This window comes from Streptomyces sp. NPDC018019, from assembly GCF_044327805.1.
In the GTDB taxonomy this organism is placed as follows: Bacteria; Actinomycetota; Actinomycetes; order Streptomycetales; family Streptomycetaceae; genus Streptomyces.
This window is the reverse complement of sequence record NZ_JBIRGD010000033.1, coordinates 18,169-37,034: the sequence shown is the minus strand read 5'-3', so window position 1 is coordinate 37,034 and position 18,866 is coordinate 18,169. Positions and strand designations below refer to the sequence as shown.

The following is an 18,866-nucleotide window of genomic DNA, read 5'->3' as shown; positions in this document are numbered from 1 at the left end:
TCCCGGTACGGGCGAGGCTTTCGACGGCGAACCTACGGCGAGTACAGGCAGCTGTCGTCCAACAACTGGTTGACCCTGAACGTACGACCAGCGCAGCAGCGCACGGGCGGGGTAAACCGTCGGAGTAATCCACCGGGCGCGAGCGTCCGGAACGTCCACCTGCGGCTCGAAACGTACAGACGAGGGGTGGGACTGCCCGGCACCGTCACTCCGCCGTCGCCCCGGACGCACCGGCGAGAGAACGGTGCCGGTCCACGATCCCCTCGACGATCCTCATCAGCCGCTCCCCCACCTGATCGATGCTGCCGTTCTGCTTGCTGACCTGTGCGCCTTCGAGCACGAAAGTGATCTCCGCCGCGGCCTGCCCGGGGTCGGGCAGACCGGCCGCGGCACACATGCCGACGAGTCTGCGGGTCTGATGGGCCTTGTGTTCCTCGATCACTTGCCGTGCGGGATGGGAACGGTCGGGCAGTTCGGCGAGGGAGTTGATGAACGGGCAGCCCCGGTGCGAAATCGCCGGCAACCCCTCGGCGATGAAACGGGCCAGGCCCAGGATCTGCTCCCTGGGCCGGTCGGGATATTCGGCCTCGACCCGGTCGAAGGCCGCCTGGTAGTCGGCGGCGACGATCCGAAGCCACTCCGCGACCAGCGCGTCCTTGGTCTCGAAGTGCCGGTAGATCGCCATTTTGGTGGTCTCGGCCTTCTCGGCGATCGCCTGGACGCCCACCCGGAGGATCCCCTCGCTCTGGAAGAGCTCTTCCGCCGCGTCGAGGATGCGCTCACGAGGCGGCAACTTCGCCACCCTGCTCGGCCTGCTGACGGTCGATGCCATGCCTACTCCGTGACGTCCGGACGACTGCGGGCCCTCGCCCTCTGCTAAGGTACCACCTCGTCCCATCCGATACCGATCGGTATCACTGAATACCAACCGGTACCGTTTCTCCTCTGAGGAGCGACAGTGAGAATCACCGAGTACGTGACCTTCGACGCGGTCGGGCTCGCGGAGCTGGTGGCCAAGGGCGAGGTGTCCCCCGCCGAACTGGAAGCAGCCGCACGCGAGGCCGCGCAGGCGGTCAATCCGCAGATCAACGCCATCGTGGAGACCTGGCCGACCGACGACGGGCCCCACCCCGGCAGCTCGCCGCTGGCCGGTGTCCCGTTCCTGATCAAGGACATCGCGGTCTCCATGGCCGGCAGGCGGACGGAGCTGGGCAGCCGTCTCGCGGCCGGCAACGTCGCCGGTGCCGACTCCTCCCTGATGCAGCGCTTCCGCCGCGCCGGTCTGGTGACGTTCGGGCGTACCGCGACGCCGGAGATGGCCTACAGCAACACGACGGAACCCGTGCTGTACGGCGCGACCCGCAACCCGTGGGACCTGGACCGGAGCGCGGGTGGATCCAGCGGCGGCGCGGGCGCGGCTGTCGCTGCCGGGGTGGTCCCGATGGCACACGCCACCGACGCCGCCGGCTCGATCCGTGTCCCCGCCGCCTGCAACGGACTCTTCGGGCTGAAGCCCACCCGTGGCCGGGTCTCCGTGGGCCCCGACTTCGACGAGATCTTCAACGGCCTGGTCGTGCACGGCAGCGTCAGCCGCACCGTACGCGACAGTGCGGTACTGCTCGACCAGATCCGCGGACCGGAACCGGGCGACCCCTACTTCGCCCAGGAGCCGTCCCGGCCGTACGCGGAGGAAGTCACCCGCCCCCCGGGCTCGCTGCGGATCGGCGTCCTCACCCAGGCCTGGGGCGGGCACCGCACCAGCACACCAGTGGCCGACGCGCTCTCCCGCACCGTGCGTCTGCTCGAATCCCTCGGCCACCAGGTGACGGAGGCCGAGGTCGGCCTCGGGGTCGACTGGGAGGAGTTCGTCCAGGCCAGCGCCCATCAGTGGACGGCGAATCTCACCGCGTCGATCGACGAGCTGGCAGCCGCCTTCGACCGCCCCATCGACTCGTCGACCCTCGAACCGCCTGTCCTCGCCGGCTACCACTACGGGCAGCGGGTCAGCGGCGCCCAGTTCGTCACCGCCCTCGCGATCCGTAACCGGATCTCTCGGAGCCTGGCACAGTACTTCCGGACGCACGACATATTGCTCACCCCGACCTTGCCGGAACTGCCCGTGCCTTTGGGGACCCACGCCGAGGGCGCGGAGGCGCTGGACGGCCTCGGCTGGCTTCGCCGCCTCTACGACATATCGCCGTTCACCGCGACGTTCAACGTGACGGGTATGCCCGCCATGTCCGTGCCGGTGACGGCCGATGCCGAGACGGGACTCCCGATCGGTATGCAGTTCGCCGCCGGCTACGGGAACGAAAGCCGCCTCTTCCGCCTCGCCGGACAACTCGAACAGGCAAACCCGTGGTCGGACCGGACCCCCACGGTCTGGGCAGGACACCAGGCGGGCCACTGAGAGACGCTCCTGGAGAGCCGGGAGTCCACGTACCTGGCGGGTGAGAACGCATCGTCCGCCTCGCCGCGGTACTCCCGGCGCTCCCAGGCCTGACCGCCCCTGAGAGCCACTCACTTCGAGCGGTCTGGGAAGGGGCTTGACGGCCAGATGCGCCGGGTGCACCAGGACCATGCGGCCGTGGGGGCTCGACCTGAGAATGGGGCGGTGGTTGGAGGCCCTCTTACCCGGCATGGTGCGGCGTGTGCTGGAGGGGGCACTTCCTCAGCCTTCATGGGTACCGCGGCGGGTGTTGACGGTGGTATCGGCCGATGTCGACATCACCGCCGGTGTCGGTGCGCTCTGGGTCGTGTGGCGTCCGAAGTCCGCGAGGGCGCGTGAGCACATCCTGCTCCTTGAGCGGCACGAAGGGCAGTGGCGGTACGTGGGCGGCAGCATCGCCCCGGCCGACGCCCCTGACGACGTCGACGTGATCGACGTCCGAACAGGCGGGGGCGCGCTCAGCCTCACCGGCCGCCATGCTCTGCCGTACTCCGGTACGACAGCGCCATGGATCGGCTGCGCCGTTATCCACTTGGGCCGGGAGGTCAGCCACCTTCTCATCGACAACCGTCGGATCGACGCACCCGACCAGCACAAGCTCATCGTCGCCTGGATGACTTCCCATGCCGTCCGGGAAATCCGTCCCCTCTTCGTGGTTTTCGGGCGCGACGGCACGGAACTCTCCCGCCTTGGCCCCCACGACAGCCTGGACACGCACACCTGGGCACGGTTGAAAGAGGAAGGGTAGGCCATCGCCTCCGGCGCACATGAGTGACCGCAACCGCAACCCGTTGACCGACACGGACGCCACCCCGCCTTGGTGGCGCCACACTTTGCTACCGAGTGCCGCGGATCTCGACGCGGCAGGCGGGACGTCATAGGCCCCGAATGAGCGGGCCGCGTACTCACCCTCGTCGCTGATCGTGCGCGTAACGGTTCACGTGTATAGGCCGAGGCACGGACGTACCGGATACTACGACCATGAGTCTGCTGAACTCGTCGTGCGATTACTGCGGCTGCCTGGACTGCGTCGACTGCTTTCCCAGCTTGCAGTCCCAAGACATGCCCTGCGCGTCATGCCGGCGGCTGAAGTGCGGCACCTGCGGGGACTGCGCCTGTAGCGGTTGCACCGAGTGCGGCGGGCAGGCCAGTACGACTTTCCGTTCCCACCCGGCCGGCCCAGGATCCCCCTGCTGGTGTTCCTGCCGGTGCACGGCACTCTCACCGAACGAACCGCTGCCCGCCCCGTCCGAATAGCACAGCCGCCGCTCCGGCATCCTTCATGCAACGTCGCCAGGCTGCGGCAGTCAGGGGCGCCCCGCCCGCGTGACCAGGAAGCGCCACGCACCAGGCACACCGCAGAAGAACGGCACCACAAGGGGCGGGCAATGCCGGGATGGCCGCAACCGCCGGAACACAGGCTTCGAGTTCGCCGACGGCTCCAACCGTTGGCCAACCGCACGTGCACTGGGGCGCGTACACATGCTCCCCGGCCCCACCCCTCCCCCACAACCACAGTCCCCATCCGCCACCTTCAGGACGTGACGCGATCTGCGCTGCCCGCAGGCCCAACAGAAGAGGCTGAATAATGGGGACATGCATGTAGCGGGCGGGGGAAAACATGGCCCTTGGTATGGGGGACGGCCCTGCGCTCCGGTTCACCCTGCTCGGGCCGGTCGGGGTATGGCGGGGCGGGGAGCGGCTGGATGCCGGTTCACCGCAGCAGCGGGCGCTGCTTGCCGTGCTGTTGCTCCGGGGCAAACGGGTGGCGTCGGTGGCCGAATTGGTCGACGCTGTGTGGGGCGAGGACCCGCCGGCTACTGCGGTGGCCGCACTCCGTACGTACGCATCCCGGCTACGCAAGGCACTGGGTCCGGACGCGGGCGTCTTGGTGAGCGACTCCGGTGGTTATGCGCTCCAAGCCGGCGAGGAGAGCATCGACCTGGGCGTCGCCGAACGGCTCGCAGCCGAAGCCGAACGGGCACACCGGTCCGGCCAGGGCGAAGGCGCCCGCGGTCTGCTGTGTCAGGCCCTGGCCCTGTGGTCCGGCGAGACACTGGCCGGCGTGCCCGGCCCGTACTGCGCTGCGCAGCGCACCCGCCTGGAAGAGTTTCGCCTCGGCCTGCTGGAAAGCCGCCTCGATCTCGACCTGGAAACTGGCCGTCATGCTCAGGCAGTCGCGGAACTGACCACGCTGACAGCGACGTATCCGCTGCGCGAACGGCTGCGGGCACTCCTGATGCTGGCGCTCTACCGCAGCGGGCGCCAGGCCGAGGCCTTGGCCGTCCACGCCGATACCCGCCGGCTGCTGGCGGAGGAACTCGGCGCCGACCCTGGCCCTGAGCTCTCCGAGCTACACCAGCGCATGCTCCGGGCCGACCCGGGGCTGGCCGCGCTGCCGGGCGAGCGGCGCGATCCGCTGGATGCCGTCATCAGGCCCGCGCAGTTGCCCGCCTCTCTTCCTGACGTCACCGGGCACACGGCCGTCGTCAAAGAACTGCGGGAACACCTCGTCGCGGCCACAAGACAGGGTGGGGTGGTGTCGACGGTGTCAGGTGCCGGAGGCGTCGGAAAATCCACTCTCGCCATATACGTCGCGCACAGCGTCCGGGCGCACTTCCCCGATGGCCAGCTGTTTGTGGACCTGCAAGGAGCGGGGCCCAACCCGGCCGACCCCGAGGCTGTCCTCGGCGCGTTCCTGCGGGCCCTGGGCACCTCCGATACGGCCCTGCCCCGCGGCGTGGCGGAACGCGCAGCCCTCTACCGCTCCGCGCTCGCCGACCGCCGCATCCTGGTCGTGCTGGACGACGCCCGCGACGCCGTGCAGGTCAGGCCGCTGCTGCCGGGCACCGCGGGCTGCGCCGCCCTGATCACCGGTCGCACCCGGATGACCGGTCTGGCCGGTGCTCACCTGCTCGATCTGGACGTCATGCCACCGCAGGACGCTCTGGCCCTCTTCACCCGCATCACGGGCGCCGCCGACGCGGCTGCCATGGACGTGGTGGCGGCCTGCGGATTCCTGCCCCTGGCGATCCGTATTGCGGCTTCCCGGCTGGCCGCCCGCCGCAGCTGGACCGTTGCCGACCTGGCCCGCAAGCTCGCCGACGAGCGGCACCGATTGTGCGAGCTGCGGGCGGGCGACATCGCCGTCACGGCCACCTTCGAAATGAGCTACCGACAGCTGTCGGCCGCACAGGCCCGTGCGTTTCGCCTGCTGGGTCTGCCCGACGGTCCTGGTATCTGCCTCGACGCCGCCGCGGCGGTGCTCGGGTCGGACCCCGCGGACAGCAGGGAACTGCTGGAGTCCCTGGTGGACGCCTCCCTGCTCCATTCGCCCGCCCCGGACCATTACCACTTCCACGACCTGGTGCGCCTGTACGCACGGACCTGCGCCGAACGTGACGAGACACCACAGCAGCGGGACTCGGCGCGGTCGCGGCTGCTGGACTTCTACCTGATGACAACCGCGCACGTCTACGCGATCCAGCGGCCCGGCGACACCGTACCCGGCCACCTCGAACCCACCCGGTGGCCCGGCCTGGGATTCGACCGTCCCGAGCCCGCATTGCAGTGGCTCTTCACCGAAGCCAGGGCCCTCCTGGCCTGCGCCGGCGCCTCAACCAGCGCTCCGTTGCTGCGCCGCGCCGCCGACCTCATGCTCGTCGCCAAGGATTTGGCCGAATCCGGTTCGGACGCCCGGCAGTACACCCAGGTGAACGCCCGTCTTCTGGCGGCAGCCCGACAGGCGGGCGACGCCCGGTCCGCAGGCCGACTGTGCTGTCCCATGGTGAACCTCCACCTCTTGGCCGGCCGTTACCATGAGGCGGAACAGGCAGCCCGGTCCGCCAGGGAATACCAGCTCCGCTGCTCCGATCCCGTGCTCACCGCGCACGCCCTCAACGAGAGCGGCATCCTCGCGATCATGCAGCGTCGTCATGCCGACGCGGAGACCTACCTCCTCCAGGCTCTCGATGCCTTCCGTCGCTACGAGAACCAGAACGGTACCGCGAGCGTGCTCGCCAACCTGTCCCGCCTTTACCTCGACACCGGACGTGTCACCGACGCGGTGCGCCTGGCCGAGCGGGCCCTGGCCACCTACCGCGCCATCGGCGCCAGGCTGCGGCTGGCCGGCGGCCACTACAATCTGGCGCTGGCATTGGCACAGAGCGACCGCGCGGACGACGCCCTGGAGGAACTGGCCGAGGCACTGCCCATTTACCAGGAGTACCGGCATCGCCTCTGGGAAGCGATGACCTACTGGCGGATGGCGGAAGTCCATCTCGCAGCAGGGCGGCCGGCGCGGGCCGCGGGGCGCGTCGAACAGGCCCTCGCCGCCTCTCGCGGCACCGGCAACAGCTGGGTCCGTGCCAACGCTCTCAGCACCCTGGGCCGCGCCCTACAGAGCACCAGACACCCTGACCGCGCTCGCGCCTGCTGGCAGGAAGCATTGACGCTCTACGAACAGCTGGGCAGCCCGGAGGCCGGGGACGTACGGACACTGCTCGCCGAGTGAGCACGGCTCCCGGCCAGCGGGCGCTGCGCCGACGCGTTGACTCCGCACGGAACTGACCGGGCATCGTGACGTGTGGGATCGGGCGCAAAGCGGGCCGCGTCGCCGTACTCGGTGCCATCTGCTGCGGCGTTACGGCGCTGGGCGGAGGGGCGCCCCCGTGGGCTTGCCCAGACGGCCGTATCGGCTGAGCACAACTTGCCTTGGCGTGGTCGCGGTCAGCCTTCCAGCAGCCTGCAGACGAACAGCCACAGGGGAATGACCATCAGGACGACCGAGAGCACCCCGAAGAACATCATCAGAAAGCCGCATACGGCGAGCCGTCGGCGACGTGCGCCTCTGACACGGGTCGGCGACAGTGGATCGTAGGTCACGTCCACCTGGCCGGTCCGGCCCTTGCGCGCATGACCGACTGCCTGGGTGACGACACAGCGCTCGCCCTCCAGCGTCCGGAACTGGTAGACGGGGTGCCACTTCACCGAGTCCTCCGAAACGCGGCGCAAGTCGTAGTCCCGGATACTGCCGGAGACGGTGATGCCCCGCCGTCGCAGAATCAGCGCGTCACGCACTACGTCGCGCCAGCCCCAGATGAGCAACAGCCACCCCCAGGGGCAGCCGACCATGATGAATCCCACCAGGTCACCGATGCCCTCTTCGGCACCTCGGTTCACGGCCACCGAAGAGAACGCGAGGTAGGCCACGAGCCCGGGACCGAACAGCCAGAACTGCGGGTTCCCCGGCAGCCGCCACCGGCGGCGCCGGGCGACTTCCACCACTACCTGGGTCGGTCTCTGCTCCGCTGTGCTCACTCGCGTCAGGGCCGTACGCAACTGCTGCACAAAAGCGTCGGCGGCGACGGTGTTGCGAGTGGTGAGCATGAAGCTTCCGCCCTCGACGCCGTCGCCCAGCAGTTCCAGCCGGACGCGCCCTCCGGTGTACTCGACGCGCTGGATCGCCGCCAACGGCACCGTCCAGGTGGTGCGCCCGCGCACCACCCGCACCACGTACCCCTCCAGCCGGAAGACAATGCCTCGCCCCCGCAACACCACTTCTGGTATCCGTCCCATTCCAAGATCATAAATGGCGGTGCATGGCGTACCGAAAGGTCACATGGAGGATGAGTCGGGTATGCGGCGCCCTTGACGCCACTCCTGACGGTTGAAGGGCGGCTCGGCGGAATGCTCACCGCGTGGAGCAGGCCGGGCAGGCGGCGTGGTCGGGATTGTGGCGGCGGCGTCGGCATACGCACCAGGGCCAGTCGAGGCAGGTCGGGCACTGGCTGTGCGGGGGCGCGACCGGCAGGCCGCAGGTTCCGCCGCGGCCGGTGCATTCCTGGATCGGCGGCCGGTAGCTCACGGCGTCGGCGGGCGTGCGCGCCGCGGCGGGCTGCGGCTCGGCTTCTTCGCCGTCCGCGTCGGTCTCGTCGCGTCGAGGTGTGAGCAGCCATCCACCGCGGCAGACGCGGCACGGCTCGTCGTCGCGGTCGGGCCGCTCCGGCGGGGCCGGGTGCCAGCCGTCTTCGCACCGGCCGTTGCAGGCCGTGGGGGTCAGGAGCCACACGGCTACGTCGTCGGGTCCGTAGCCGTCGCGGTGGGCGTCGCCGTCGCGCCTGAGGGGGCGGCCGGCCCAGCTCTGCCACCAGCGGCGTTCGATGCGGGCCGCGAGCCGGGCCGCGGTGTGCCGTTGCAGTTCGTCGTGAATGAGATCGACGACGGCGGGCGGGACGGCGCCGCCGCAGGCCAGGACGAGTTTGTCGGGCAGCGCGGCCAGCACGGCGCGCAGGGGGTCTTTGGCGCTTGCCGCGGTCTGGCACGCGTCGCACTGGTCCATGTCCCATGAGCGGGGGAAGTAGGTACGGACCCACTTGTGACGGCGGTCCTTGCGCCTTTCGGGCTCGACGTGGGTGATGCCGGAGGCGTACTCGGGGCGCTGTGGCAGCGGCGTGGAGCAGGTGCGGCACAAGGCCCTGCAGGTGCGGCAGCGCTCGCCGTTCGAGGTGGGGGCCTGGCAGGTGGGGCACTCCCTGCGGCACACGGCACACAGGTGGTCGTCGGGATGGGGCTGCGAAAGCCAGCGGTGCTCGCCCTGGCAGCGTACGCAGCGGCGGGTGTCGGTCTCTTCCCGGTGAGTGGGCAGGACGGGCCGACCCGGGCACTGATCACAGCGGACGACGGCTCGGTCGGCGGACGGGCGCAAGAACGTACTCATGCGGCACTCCCGGCATCTACGTGGGCGAATCGACCAGCTTAGTGCCTGGTCATGGCACGTCAGGTGGCGGTGGCGGCCGTGAACCGGCAGGCGTACCGCTGACCGAAAGAAAGAGCAGCCGTTGGGCCCCTTCCGCTCACCTCCGGCAGGGCGTGCGCGGACGTACAGCGTCCCGTCGAGGCGGACGAGGACAGGCTGCACCCCAACGACGCTGGTCACCACATGCCCGCCGACGCCGTGGATGTTGATGTGCCGTGATGGGTGCTTCGAGTTCGCGCGGAGCATTCGGCTCCGGCGGCCCGGCTGTGTCGCCGGGCCGCTTCCAGCGACGCGGGAAGCCGGGACGCGAGTCGTACCGCGTCCCGGCTTCCGTGTGTGTCACCGGCTGAGTTCGAGTGGATGGTTATGGGCTACGGAGCGGTGAACAGCCACCAGTTGGGGGTGCCGTTCTGTGAGCAGAAGAACGACTGCCACTGCCCCGCCTGCTGACCCTGGTTCCCAACGACCCAGCACACTTCGTAACTCGCGTACGGGCCGTAGACCGCGGTCGGAGCGGCCACGGCGGTCCCGTGAGCGGCTTCCAGGGCCTTCGGTGCTGCCGCAGTCGCCGATGCCGCCGACGACAGCGCGAACCCCGCGAAGATCAATCCGGCTACGGAAACGGCCTGCAGTGTTTTCCTCAGCATGGAAATCCCCCTCGTCACTGGCTGGGAACATGACCGTAACCCCCTGCCATCGGACCCACGATCACTCACAAGGGCCCATTCACTCCTTCCCGATTGACGGGGTGGGCAGGTGTCCGGCGAGCGAGACCGGCGGGGTAGTGGCTCGGCCCGGCTCCGCCCCGGCCCCGGCCCGGTCCCCGTCCCGCCCCGAGAGAACTCCAAGAGTTTTCGGGGAAGTGCCCCCAACGGCCTCCCCCGCGCGCCCTTCTCCTTCGACCCACTCACAGCATGGGCAGTTGGAGGAGAAGGACCATGAATCGAAGGCTGGTACCGGGTGTCGTCCGGGTGGCGTTGCTGGGACCGGTGATGGTGGTGGCGAATCTGATGCTGCCGCCGGGGACGTGCAGGGACCTGCTGGTGTTGTGTGCCGATGCACTCGTCGGCGCTTTCGCGCTCCGTTCACGCCCCCTGCGCCACCGTGCGCGGTGCGTACCCACCCGTACGCCGCGTCTGTGGCGGGTCGCCGTACGAGCTTGCGTGCGACGCTCGTTTTCCGGCTACGGGGGGCCGGAGCACACGGACGGGGCAGAGCGATGACCGTACCACCCGGCATCAAGAGGACGGCAGCCGAGGTCGACGAGGACGTCGCCATCCTGGTCAGGCGCTTCCAGAGCACTACCGACCGGCAGACTCGCCGCGCCCTCTTCGAAAGGCTCTACGAAGGTCACTATCAACGCCTGTACAGCTTCTGTCTCAAGCGCTTACTCCCGGACCGGGATGCCGCGCAGGAAGCGGTCCAGGAGACCTTGCTCACGGCCTGGGCGAAGCTGGACCAACTGGAGCATCCGGAAGCCGCGGAGTCGTGGCTGTACCAGGTAGCTTGGCGGCGCTGCGCCGAGCAGCGGCGGAAGCGGACCCCGTCCACCGGGGATCTCTGGGGCGACTGGGAGGAGACGGCCGGCCGGGAGACGGCCCGCCGTCTGCGGCAGATCGCGGAGGACGACGCCGACTTCACCGTCCGGCGCGCCCGCGCCCTGACGCTCATCCGGAACATCGCGGTGGCCCAGGGGCCCGGCAGGCAGCGGTTCCATGACCTGTACGTCGGCGACGAGCTGACCGGTGCGGAACTGGCCCACCGTCTCGGAAGCGCCACCGGGGCCACCAAGGACCACAACGAGGCACTGCGGAACGCCTTCAGGTCCAACGTTCTGGCCAAGGACCCGCGCAGCCGGAAGGCATGCGGTCGGCTGGCGAAGATCCTGGCGGACGCGGTGGCGCGCTTGGCCGCTGAGGCCGCAGCCGCTGAGGCGGCGGGGAATTCCATGGCAGCCGATCGGGTCCCACAGGTCAAGGAAGCCAAGGAAGCGTTGGAAGCCAAAGAGGCCTTGGAAGCCTTGGAGCGTTTCCTCGCCGATCCGGACGGCACCGAAGCGTTGTCGGACGCCGTGTGCCGTACGGTCACGCGCCACGCCGGTCATTGCCCCACGTGTCAGGGCAATGCCACGCGCAATGTCGCCCGCTGGTTCCCGGTCGTCGCGCCCTTCGCATTCGCCGACGTCATCGGGGACGCGGTGTCCGAGGACGGGTTCGACCTGGTCTCCGCGGGTTCTCCGGCCGACGGGGGCTCCGTTACGGAGGTCAAGGGCTCGTCGTCCCCGCAGGGCAGTCGGCGCGTACGCCGGGGTGAGGCACGCCGCAACGGCGGGAAGAGCAGGCGGAGCAGTTCGTCCGGTGGCCGGGGTGGCAGTCGGAGCGGGCCGGGCGGCTCGCCACGTATCGGGCGCCGCATCACGGTGAACACTCTTGTGGCGCTCGCGCTGGGCCTGGGCGTCATGTACGGGAATGGCGGCGCCGACCCTGCGATGGCGCAGCTCCCCTGGAGTTCCGCGGCCCCGTCAGGTGAGCCGGGTGGCACTTCGCCGGCCTCCGGCGGTGACGCAGCGCGCCGTACGGAACCCGGGCGGGCAGAAGCCGGGCGTAGCACGGGCCTCGGACGTACCGGCTTCGCGCCCGCGACGAACGGTTCCGCTCCGGCGCCGGCCGCACGGCCCGCCCCGAGGGCGGGGAAGACGGACAGCCCGGCTGCCGGTGCGGCGGGAAGTTCCTCGTCTTCTGCTTCGACGCAAGCCGCCACCGGCCCCTCCTCGACAACCGAGCTGCCTGCCGAGGACCGCCAGCTGGGCGAGAAGCAAACGAGCCAGACAGGCCAGGCAGGCCAGTCGGGTCAAGCGGGCCAGACAAGCCAGGCGGGCCAAGAAGGCCAAGCCGGCCAGACAAGCCAGACGGGCCAGACGGGCATGCGGTCGGCCGAACGGCTTCAGACCGGCCAAGGTACCGGCGCCGGGGCGACGAAGTCGCAGACGCCGACGGCCGAGACGCCATCGTTCCGATCGTCCGGCACCGGCCCCTTCGTCGAGCTTCCGGTCACCTCCTCTCAGCAGTCGCTCTCCCGGGCCAACCTCACCCCCACCGACGAACCCGGTTAATGGCGGCTGACAAGGCGGCCTGGCCTGCAACACACGTCAGGCCGCCTTGTCCGGGGCCGTACGATGATGCCCTACCTCGCGTCGACAGCGTCGGCGCCGCCTCAGGGCGTATCGCCGGTCCAGTCGAAACAGCCCGTGTCGCCCGGACGCGGCTCGTACAGTGCGCGCCCGCCGACGCCGAACCGTCCGAGGGCCGTCTGTAGCGCGACGCCGGTGCCGATCCGGTCCGGCGTCCAGCCGGTTATGTCGAGCAGCAGACCGTCCAGCGGCCCGCCCACCAGCTGGGCGTAAGTGCGGCCCGGCCGTGGCCCGGGGTGTGGGTCGTCGTGGTCCGTGCCGTACACCCGGCCGCGCAGCAGTTCCTCGTCCCTGTCCATGCCTCCAGGCTCCCAGCCACCACTGACAACGGGACCCCGTGGTCCCTGCGGACCCCGTGGTCCCTGCGGACCCCGTGGTCCCTGTGGACCGCGTGGCCGGACGAGGTGCCGGCCCCGGCGAGTGGTACCGCAAAGGACACCGCCCACCGGGGCCGCGCATGTCACCAGGTCACCGGGATCTCGGCCGGCATGATGGCCATGCGGTTCGGGTGCCAGGGGACGTCCGCCGGAGGTACGGCCAGACGGATGCCGGGCAGGCGGTCCAGGAGGACGCGGAAGGCGGTGTCGGACTGGCGGCGGACCAGGTGGGCGCCGGGGCAGTGATGGCGGCCGTAGCCGAAGCGCAGATGTGGATTGGGGGAACGGGTGGGCGTGAAGGACTTGGGATCCGAGAAGGCGGCGGAGTCGAAGTTGACCGCGTCCAGGGAGAGCAGGATCATCTCGCCCTTCTTCACCTGAGCCGTGCCGAGTTCCGCGTCCTTGGTGACGAAGCGGGGAATCGCGTTGCCCAGGACGACGCTGCACCGCAGCAGTTCTTCCACACACTGCGGCATCATCTGCGGCCGGTCACGCACCGCGCTCATGACCTCGGGGTGCTGGAGCAGGTTGAAGGCCGCGACGCCGAGGAAGCTCGCGAAGTCCTCGTAACCGCTGACGAACAGGACGGCCAGGATGTTCGACAGCTGCCGTTCCGTCAGCCCCTGGCTGACGGCGTTGAGGTCGGCCAGGCGGTCCGCTAGGCCGCGCGGCGCCCCGGTGCGGCGGCCGGCCATGTGCGCCTCCATGTAGGCGCGGATCTCCTCCCAGTTGCGGGCGAGTTCCTCGCGGGTCGGGGTGACCATGGTCAGGTCCAGGTCGGCCCGTACGGCGAGCCATTCGTGGTCCGCGAAGGGCAGGCCGAGGAGCCGGCACATGCACTGGGCGGCGACCCACTCCGCGAAGTGGCGCTGGAGGTCGCCGGGGCTGCCGTGGCGGACCATGGCGTCCAGCCCCTCACCGGTGCTGCCCGCGACCCAGTCGGCGGGCAGCTCGGGCTGGTCACGGCCGAGGGCCTGGAGCACTTCGTCGCGTAACCCGGCCTGCTGGAGGTGGTTCATGGCGTCGAGCAGTTCGGGCGCCAGGATCGGCGCGTCCTGCGCCGGGCTGTCCGCCTCGCCCAGCACGGAGCGGGCGAACGAGCGGTCGCGCAGGACGTGCCGGGCCAGCTCGTAGCCGGTCACCAGCCAGGCCTGCTCCCCGGAGTTGGTGGTGACGCGGGCCACGGGACAGCGGCCGCGCAGCTCGTCGAGCTCGGGGGCGAGCCGGTCGCCCCGGGTGCTGAAGGGGTAGTGCGGGAGGGGCTCGTCGTTCGGGCCCGGTCCGGACGCGGGCGCGTGCGGTGTGGTCACGTGGTGCGGACCTCTTTCCTGGTCTGTTTCCTGGGCCGGCTGCCGGGGTGACTTCCTGGGCCGCCGGCTTGCTGAGGGGCTTCCCGGCGCGTCACCGAGGTCACGCGGGCGCCGGACTTCACCAGCGCACAGGGAGCCGGGCCGGTGCGCGCAGTGGGGTGGTCTCGTCCCAGTCGATGGTCCTGGCCGGGACAGCCAGCTCGATGCCGGGGAGCCGTTCCAGCAGCACCTGGATCGCGAGGGTGAGCTGCATACGGGTCAGGTGCCCGCCGGTGCACGCGTGCGGTCCATGCCCGAAGGCGACATGCGCGTTCGGGGTACGGGCCAGGTCCAGGCGGTCGGGCTCGGCGAACGCCGCCGGGTCGCGGTTGGCGGACGCCGGAACGGGGACGACCGCGTCACCGGCACGGATGTGCTGCCCGTGCAGGGTGAGGTCCTCGGTCGCGACGAGGATGTTGATGGCGTTCATCAGCGGTACGTAACGCAGCAGTTCTTCCACCGCGGTGCCGGTCTTCTCGGGCGCCTCCCGCAGCATCCGCAGCTGCTCGGGGTGGGTGAGCAGCGCGAGCAGGGCGTTGCCCGTGTGCTGGATGTTGGTCTTGTAGCCGGCCATGAGCATGGTGACGACGAAGCTGACGACGTCGTCCCGGGTGATACTGGCGCCCGGCCGGCGGGCCTCCGCCAGCAGCAGCCGGATGTAGTCCTCGCCCTCGCCGTCCTTCTCCTTGCGGGCGATGAGTTCACTCGCGTAATCCTGCAAGGCGTACAGGGCGGCGAGCACCTCCTCCATCGACAGACCGGACGCGCCCAGGAGTGCGAGGGTGTGCGGCAGGTAGATCTCGCGGTCCTCGTACGGCAGGCCGACGGTCTCGCACAGCACCCGCAGGGGCAGTGGCTCGGCGTAGGAGGCGATGAGGTCCGCCGTGCCGCCGTCCGCCCCGGCCACCATCGCGTCGACGAGTTCCCCGGCCATCGTGCGGATCCGGGGCTCCATGAACGCCAGCCGTCGCCGGCCGAACATCGGCAGGACGGTACGGCGTACGCGCTCGTGGTGCTCGCCGGTCATCTCCAGGAAGGTCGGCAGGCACGGCGGCGGGGCGTCGTGCCCTTCGCGGGGCGGCCAGGCCGACAGCAGCGGCCGTACGAGCCGGGGGTCGGCGAACGCGGCGCGCACGTCCTCGTAGCGGCTGAGGAGCCAGCCCGTCTCACCGTTGGGAAGCCGTGCCTTGACGACGGGCGCCTCGGACCGCAGGCGGGCGTAGGCGCACGGCGGCCCGGCGGTTCCGGGTTCGGCCTCGGGGGCCGGCATGGGGGCTTCGGGGGCGGAGGCGCCGACGGCGGGAGCTTCGGGTACGGCGGCTTCGGAGACGAGGGCTTCGGGCCGGCTCATGAGGCGCGCTCCGGTCCCGTCGTGGCGGTGCGTGGCGCGGCATGGTCCGGCGCGGGTGCGAGCGCGGGGCGTGTGAGGTAGCCGGAGCTGAAGAAGTACTCCAGGTAGCGGTCCAGCAGCCCGGAGTCGACCGGCGGGCAGTGCAGTCCGCTGCCCGCCAGCGCCTCCTCGGCGTTGCGTCGTCCCAGGACGGGGAAGGTGCCCTTGAGGTACATCTCCTTGACCGACATGTCGGCGTTGCGGCTGCGGTCCACGCACAGGGACACGAACGGCGCCGTGGCGCTCGTCGGGTTCTCGGCGACGTGGCGGACCAGCTCGCCGACCCAGGCGTCGTACGGGAGGGTACGCAGGCTGAAACCGGCCGCGCGCATCCGGTCCAGGACGTCCGAGAGCATCGCCGGGCGCGGGTTGGTCAGGTGGTAGACCCGGCCGTCGGCCGGGCGGTGCGTGGCGATGTGGACCACGGACTCGGCGAGGTGGTCGACGGGGACGAAGTCCATCGGCAGCTCGATGGCGGGGGCCAGCCCCGTCTCGGCGATCATCTTGAACAGTGAGCAGATGGCCGTCTCGGTGTTGCACGTGCCGTGCGTCCGGTCGCCGGTGACCTCGTACGGCCGGTACACGGCCACCGGCAGGCCCTGCTCGGCCGCGTGCCGGAGCACTCCTTCGGCGACCCATTTGCTCTCCGCGTAGCCCATGGTGAGGGCGTCGGCGTGGGCCGGCGGCAGGTCCTCGTCCACCTCGCGCACCCCGGCGGTGCCGAATCCGGCGACGACGGCGACGGTGGACAGGAAGTGCACCGGCACCCGGCGGGGCGCCGCGATCCGGATGACCTCGCGGGTGCCGTCGACGTTGGCCGGGCGCAACTCCTCGTACGGGTAGAGGAAGTTGACGCGGGCGCCGTTGTGCAGGATCAGGTCGAGGCGGCGGGCCAGGTTGTCGGCGTGGTCGGCGTCCAGTCCCAGCCGGGGCTGGGTCAGGTCCCCGGGAAAGCATTCCACGCGCTGCCATTCGGCCTCGCCGAGGTGGAGCCCGTAGCGGGTGAGCGCGGTACGGACCCGCTGCCGGGCGTGCGTGGGGCTCGTCGCCCGTACGGGGCAGTGGATGCGGGCGGCCGTCGCATGCAGCAGGCGGTGCAGCAGGAACGCGCCGACGAAGCCGGAGGCGCCGGTGAGCAGGACGTCCGTCGGATTGTGCGGCTGCGGGGCCGGGCCGTGGGCGGGCGGCAGGGCGAAGCCGAGTTCCGTTTCCCGGGCGAAGTCGACGGCCGCTCCCCTGGCCGCCGTCCCGCCGGAGCCACCCTGGGCCGTGTGCACGGCGGCGGCGAAGGCGTCGAGGGTGGGTGCGGCCAGCAGGGCCTTGACGAGGGTGGACCCCAGGGCGGCGTCGAGGCCGAGGACGGACAGGGTGCGGGTGACGGCTTCGGAGGCGAGCAGGGAATCCCCGCCGAGGAGGAAGAAGTCGTCCTGCGGGGTGGGGCGGACGTGCAGCACCCGCTCCCACACGTCGGTCAGGACGCCGAGCAGGCCGCCGGCTGCCTTCGCCCCGGATGGGCCGGGTGGAGTGGGCGTGTTGCCTATGCCGGGTGTGGGCGCCGTGGCGTGGTCGGGGCCGGACGGGGGCGCGGCGGGGTCGTGGCCGGAGGTGGGTACGGCCGCCTTCAGGCGGGTGCGGTCGGTCTTGCCACCGCTGGTCACCGGGAAGCGGTCCAGGGGCACCAGGGCCGGGACGGCCTGCGGGGGCAGCCACTGGGCGCAGTACGCGCGCAGGGCGGACAGCGGCAGCAGACCTCCGGGCACCGCGTGGGTGACGTAGGCGGTCAGGCCCGTGGCATCGGCTTCCACGGCCACTTCGCCGACCTCGGGATGGGCCCGCAACCGGGACTCGACCTCGTCGAGCTCGATGCGGGCGCCACGCAGTTTGACCTGGCGGTCGAGGCGCCCCCGGTACTCCAGCAGTCCGTCGGCGTGCCGTACGGCGCGGTCGCCGGTGCGGTACAGCAGGGACCCCGGCTCCACCGCGGGCCGTGACACGAACCGCTCGGCGGTCAGCCCGGGGTCGCCGACGTAGCCCAGGGCCAGCCCGTCCCCGCCCACGTACAGCTCCCCTTCCTCGCCCGGCTGCGTCGGGGTGCCGTCAGGGCGCAGGACATGGCAGGTGGAGGCGCCGAAGGGACGGCCCAGGGGAACATGCGTGGCGGTCTCGGGGAGCGGGCTGAGCCGGTGCGCGGTGGAGACGACGGCGTTCTCGGTCGGGCCGTAGAAGTTGACCACTATGGTGCCGGGGCAGGCCGCGAGCACGGCGTTGGCCAGGCGCGGGTCCATCGACTCCCCGCCCGCGGAGACGAGGCGCAGGGGGGCCAGCGCCTCCGGGCGGGTGCGCGCGACGAGGTGGAAGACGCTGGTCGTCAGGTAGGCCACGGTCACGCGGTGGCGCTGGATCAGCTGCTCCAGCGCGGTGGGTGCGAGCAGGTCCTCGCGGTCGGCGATAACCAGGCAGGCGCCGGTGAGCAGCGCGCTCCAGATCTCGATCGTCGAGGCGTCGGAGGACAGACCGTAGGCGTGCAGCACGCCGTCGCCGGGGGCGGGCGGGGCGAGTTCGGGATCGGACAGGACGAGGCGGATCACGCCGCGGTGGGACAGCGCGACCGGTTTGGGGCGGCCGGTGGTGCCGGAGGTGAAGGCCACGTAGGCGCAGTCGGTGGCGGAGCCGGGGCGCGGGGAACCGGCCCGGGCGGCGGTATCGGCAGGGGTACCGGCGGTGGCGCCGGGCGGCGGGCCGTCGGCGGGCCGGTCGAGGGAACCGACCGCGATCGACGCGCGGAGACCGCGCACCCGGCGGGTACTGCCCGGCAGGGTGACGGCGGCGGCGAGCCCCGCGTCCTCGGCCATGGCCCGTAACCGGGCCGGCGGAAGGTCCTCGTCGAGCGGTACGTACGCGCAGCCGGCCTTGAGAATTCCCAGCAGCGCCACCAGCGCTTCCAGGGAACGGCTGCCACACACACCGACGAGGTCGCCAGGCCGTACTCCGTGTGTTGCCAGGCGGGCCGCCAACGCGTCGGCGTGGGCGTTCAGTTGCCCGTACGTCACGGTTCGCGTCCCGTGCCAGGCCGCCGGGGCGTACGGCAGTGCCGCGGCCTGCGCCTCGAACAGCTCGGCGATGCGGCTGTCGCGGGGGTAGCCGGGCGCGGGTGTCGGCGTACCGGTGGTCCGGGTCGTGAATCGGGCCGAGAGCCGGGCCGCGAGCCGTGCCGCGAGCCGGGAGTCCGGGAGTGCGGGGACGTAGGTGTCGGTCATCAAGCCTCTCTCGTTCCAACGACTTCCGGGCGGTGGAGCGGTGTGCAGACGGGGCGCCAAGCGGTGTACCGGCGGACGCGCCCCGCGGTGTACCGGA

12 protein-coding genes are annotated in these 18,866 nt (G+C 70.9%); 4 read left to right on the top strand and 8 right to left on the bottom strand.

Annotated features, from left to right (window positions below):
* Window positions 1-205 precede the first annotated feature (205 nt).
* Window positions 206-832 (bottom strand): TetR/AcrR family transcriptional regulator, encoded by a 627-nt coding sequence (locus ACH4FX_RS36670; RefSeq protein ID WP_398485804.1) that lies wholly within the window; start codon window positions 830-832, stop codon window positions 206-208.
* Between the two features lie 126 nt (window positions 833-958).
* Between ACH4FX_RS36670 and ACH4FX_RS36665 the strand changes: the two genes are divergently transcribed.
* From ACH4FX_RS36665 to ACH4FX_RS36655, 3 genes are all read left to right on the top strand, one after another.
* Window positions 959-2,410, top strand: a complete 1,452-nt coding sequence (locus ACH4FX_RS36665) for an amidase (protein WP_398485803.1) — start codon at window positions 959-961, stop codon at window positions 2,408-2,410.
* A gap of 241 nt (window positions 2,411-2,651) precedes the next feature.
* Window positions 2,652-3,197, top strand: coding sequence for a hypothetical protein (locus tag ACH4FX_RS36660; protein WP_398485802.1), 546 nt, complete (start codon window positions 2,652-2,654; stop codon window positions 3,195-3,197).
* An 885-nt stretch (window positions 3,198-4,082) separates the two neighbouring features.
* Complete coding sequence (locus tag ACH4FX_RS36655) at window positions 4,083-6,962, top strand: BTAD domain-containing putative transcriptional regulator (RefSeq protein WP_398485801.1); 2,880 nt, start codon at window positions 4,083-4,085, stop codon at window positions 6,960-6,962.
* A gap of 215 nt (window positions 6,963-7,177) precedes the next feature.
* Here ACH4FX_RS36655 and ACH4FX_RS36650 read toward each other — a convergent pair whose 3' ends face one another.
* The 3 genes from ACH4FX_RS36650 to ACH4FX_RS36640 all read right to left on the bottom strand — a co-directional run bounded on the left by ACH4FX_RS36650 (window position 7,178) and on the right by ACH4FX_RS36640 (window position 9,727).
* On the bottom strand, window positions 7,178-8,026 hold the full coding sequence (locus ACH4FX_RS36650; protein WP_398485800.1) for a DUF3592 domain-containing protein: 849 nt from the start codon (window positions 8,024-8,026) through the stop codon (window positions 7,178-7,180).
* Between the two features lie 115 nt (window positions 8,027-8,141).
* On the bottom strand, window positions 8,142-9,167 hold the full coding sequence (locus ACH4FX_RS36645) for a hypothetical protein (RefSeq protein ID WP_398485799.1): 1,026 nt from the start codon (window positions 9,165-9,167) through the stop codon (window positions 8,142-8,144).
* Between the two features lie 410 nt (window positions 9,168-9,577).
* Window positions 9,578-9,727, bottom strand: a complete 150-nt coding sequence (locus ACH4FX_RS36640; protein WP_398485798.1) for a hypothetical protein — start codon at window positions 9,725-9,727, stop codon at window positions 9,578-9,580.
* 698 nt (window positions 9,728-10,425) lie between these two features.
* On the opposite strand from ACH4FX_RS36640, the gene ACH4FX_RS36635 reads away from it, so the two are divergent.
* Window positions 10,426-12,318, top strand: coding sequence for an RNA polymerase sigma factor (locus ACH4FX_RS36635; RefSeq protein WP_398485797.1), 1,893 nt, complete (start codon window positions 10,426-10,428; stop codon window positions 12,316-12,318).
* Between the two features lie 101 nt (window positions 12,319-12,419).
* Here the strand turns inward: ACH4FX_RS36635 and ACH4FX_RS36630 are convergent, their stop codons facing one another.
* From ACH4FX_RS36630 to ACH4FX_RS36615, 4 genes are all read right to left on the bottom strand, one after another.
* Window positions 12,420-12,695 (bottom strand): hypothetical protein, encoded by a 276-nt coding sequence (locus ACH4FX_RS36630; RefSeq protein ID WP_398485796.1) that lies wholly within the window; start codon window positions 12,693-12,695, stop codon window positions 12,420-12,422.
* Between the two features lie 161 nt (window positions 12,696-12,856).
* Window positions 12,857-14,083 carry a cytochrome P450 gene (locus ACH4FX_RS36625; RefSeq protein ID WP_398485795.1) on the bottom strand — a complete coding sequence of 409 codons (1,227 nt, stop codon included), beginning with the start codon at window positions 14,081-14,083 and terminating at the stop codon, window positions 12,857-12,859.
* A 118-nt stretch (window positions 14,084-14,201) separates the two neighbouring features.
* Complete coding sequence (locus tag ACH4FX_RS36620; RefSeq protein ID WP_398485794.1) at window positions 14,202-15,473, bottom strand: cytochrome P450; 1,272 nt, start codon at window positions 15,471-15,473, stop codon at window positions 14,202-14,204.
* Window positions 15,470-18,769 carry an amino acid adenylation domain-containing protein gene (locus ACH4FX_RS36615; protein WP_398485793.1) on the bottom strand — a complete coding sequence of 1,100 codons (3,300 nt, stop codon included), beginning with the start codon at window positions 18,767-18,769 and terminating at the stop codon, window positions 15,470-15,472. Before ACH4FX_RS36615 ends, ACH4FX_RS36620 begins: the two co-directional genes overlap by 4 nt.
* Window positions 18,770-18,866 lie beyond the last annotated feature (97 nt).

Coding starts and splice junctions, on each gene's coding strand:
- ACH4FX_RS36670 (WP_398485804.1), bottom strand. CDS start 832: ATGGCATCGACCGTCAGCAGGCCGAGCAGGGTGGCGAAGTTGCCGCCT.
- ACH4FX_RS36655 (WP_398485801.1), top strand. CDS start 4,083: ATGGGGGACGGCCCTGCGCTCCGGTTCACCCTGCTCGGGCCGGTCGGG.
- ACH4FX_RS36650 (WP_398485800.1), bottom strand. CDS start 8,026: ATGGGACGGATACCAGAAGTGGTGTTGCGGGGGCGAGGCATTGTCTTC.
- ACH4FX_RS36645 (WP_398485799.1), bottom strand. CDS start 9,167: ATGAGTACGTTCTTGCGCCCGTCCGCCGACCGAGCCGTCGTCCGCTGT.
- ACH4FX_RS36635 (WP_398485797.1), top strand. CDS start 10,426: ATGACCGTACCACCCGGCATCAAGAGGACGGCAGCCGAGGTCGACGAG.
- ACH4FX_RS36630 (WP_398485796.1), bottom strand. CDS start 12,695: ATGGACAGGGACGAGGAACTGCTGCGCGGCCGGGTGTACGGCACGGAC.
- ACH4FX_RS36620 (WP_398485794.1), bottom strand. CDS start 15,473: ATGAGCCGGCCCGAAGCCCTCGTCTCCGAAGCCGCCGTACCCGAAGCT.
- ACH4FX_RS36615 (WP_398485793.1), bottom strand. CDS start 18,769: ATGACCGACACCTACGTCCCCGCACTCCCGGACTCCCGGCTCGCGGCA.